The sequence below is a fragment of the Candidatus Marivariicella framensis genome (assembly GCF_982709265.1).
In genome coordinates this window covers 1-2309 of record NZ_CEXPNT010000049.1, presented here as the reverse complement: position 1 = coordinate 2309, position 2309 = coordinate 1, and the positions used below count along the sequence as shown (strand labels likewise).

At 32.3% G+C, this 2309-nt stretch carries 2 protein-coding genes; both read left to right on the top strand.

All coding sequences use genetic code 11. The features are described 5' to 3' along the window. Positions 1-1224, top strand: a 1224-nt coding sequence (locus tag AC34EU_RS08745) for an ADP-ribosylglycohydrolase family protein (protein ID WP_489696226.1), incomplete at its 5' end; no start/stop codon positions are given. A 30-nt stretch (positions 1225-1254) separates the two neighbouring features. After that, complete coding sequence (locus AC34EU_RS08740) at positions 1255-2079, top strand: endonuclease/exonuclease/phosphatase family protein (protein ID WP_489667026.1); 825 nt, start codon at positions 1255-1257, stop codon at positions 2077-2079. The last annotated feature ends 230 nt before the right edge of the window (positions 2080-2309 follow it).

Sequence of the window (2309 nt, the reverse complement as noted above, 5' to 3'; positions counted from 1 at the left end):
GACAAATATTATAATCAGTTGTATGGGTTTTGGTTGGGACAATGTATCGCCAATTGGACAGGGTTGGTTACTGAGATGGATAAAATAGGTAATATTGGCGAAATTAAAACAGGAGCCTTTTACACTAGAGAGAATTGGGGGGAACCTGATCAACCTAGTATATGGGGACAAGGTATTCCAAGTGATTTATCACCAACAATTGATTTTGTATTAAGAGATACAAATGAAATTTGGGGAGCAGACGATGATACAGATATAGAATATATGTATCAGCAACTTCTTCTCACAAACGAGACTAGCATTTTAACCCCACAGCAGATTCGGAATGGTTGGATAAAGCATATTAAACAAGAAGAGGAAAATTTTCTATGGGTGTCTAATCAAAAAGCATTTGACCTAATGAACCAAGGAGTTCTTCCTCCTGAAACTGGAAGCCCCAAAAACAATGAGCATTTTGAAATGATCGATGCTCAATTAACTACTGAAATATTTGGATTATTCTCACCTACAAGACCTGATGTAGCTATGAAAATGGCTCATCTTCCTATTCAAACTATTGCTCGAGAAGAAGCCGAATATATTGCACAGTTTTATGTTTCAATGCATTCCTTGGCTTCAATTACAGACCCTAATAAAAGCTTGAGTCAGCGATTATATTGGATGGCAAATCAGTCAAAAAAAGTTTTCCCTGACGGTTCATACGCTGCTCATATGTTTAACTACGCTGAACAATTATATGAATCAGGGATTCCATGGGAACAGGCGAGAGATTCAATTTATATTAGATACCAAGTCAATCAAAAAGATGGATACGATATTACTTCAAAAAAATTATATTGCAATGGCTGTTTCGCTGCGGGTATTAATTTTGCAGCAAGTTTAGTAAGTTTATTTTATGGAGAAGGAGACTTCCAGAAAACCATAAAAATAGGAACATTAACTGGTTGGGATTCGGATAATCCAACTGCTACTTGGGGTGGTTTGATTGGCTTTATGATTGGTAAAGATGGTATAGAAAAAACTTTCAATCGAAAATTCTCGAATCAATTTAATATACACAGAACTAGAAAAAATTTCCCTAATAACGGTATCGACTCCTTTGAAAATATGGCTAAAAAGGGAGTAACCATAACAGACAGGGTTGTTCTAGAAGAATTAGGTGGAACAATAGATCTAGAAAAAAATATATGGAATATCCCATTGATAATAGGAGATGACAATTGAAGTAATCTATAATTTAGTAAGGAACTAATAATGAAATATTTTAAATTAATATTAATCTGTGCATTTTTAGTTATGTCAAATAGTTATGCTCAAACTAAAATTATGACATTCAATATTAGATATAGCACACCAAATGATGGCGACAATTACTGGGAATTGAGGAAGGATGAAATCTTAGAATTACTAGAATATTATAATCTAGACTTTATTGGTATACAAGAAGCTATGCCCAGTCAATTAAATTTCATTGCTAAGAATCTTGATGCTTACAATTATATTGGTCATGGAAGAGATGGTTTAAATACCGATAGTGAAAGTATTCCTATTTTTTACAACAGTACAAAATATGAATTAGTAGAAGAAAAAGTATTTTGGCTGTCGGAGACTCCTGAAAAAGCATCAAAAGGTTGGGATGCTGCTCTGAATAGAATAGTTGTACATGGGGTATTTAGAAATATAATAACAAATCAGACTATTGATATAATTAATACCCACTTTGACCATAAAGGTGAAATTTCACGTCTTAAGTCTGCAGAATTATTGATAGATTATTTAAGAAAAAATAATTTGACAGATAAGAGAATTGTGTTAATGGGTGATTTTAATTGTCTTCCTTCGGAATCACCGATTAAATTACTTGAAAGCGAACTTAAGAGTAGTTACAGAATAAAAGGTTTTCCAGTTTATGGTCCTTTTGGAACGTTTAATGGGTTCGATACAATTGAAACCGTTACAAAAAAAATAGATTACATATTTACAAAGAATATAGCTGTTAAAAAATATAGATGCATTGATGACAGGAGAAAGAATAATCTTTACTTATCCGACCATTTCCCAATAATGATCGAGATATGAAATACCAGTAATAAAGCTCTTTAACTTATTTCCAGCACTATTAATAAAGGATGCTTGATTCCAGTTACTTAATTTTGATTTATAATTATATCCATTAGCTAGAGTTACTGTAATTCCATATAATATTTTAGGATGACTATTCTGCCCAAAAGAAACAATTGGAACAAACAGTAAAACAAGAAGTAGCTTTTTAAAATTCTAACTGACTTCTCAAATCATGAGCATATCTT

Coding starts and splice junctions, on each gene's coding strand:
- AC34EU_RS08740 (WP_489667026.1), top strand. CDS start 1,255: ATGAAATATTTTAAATTAATATTAATCTGTGCATTTTTAGTTATGTCA.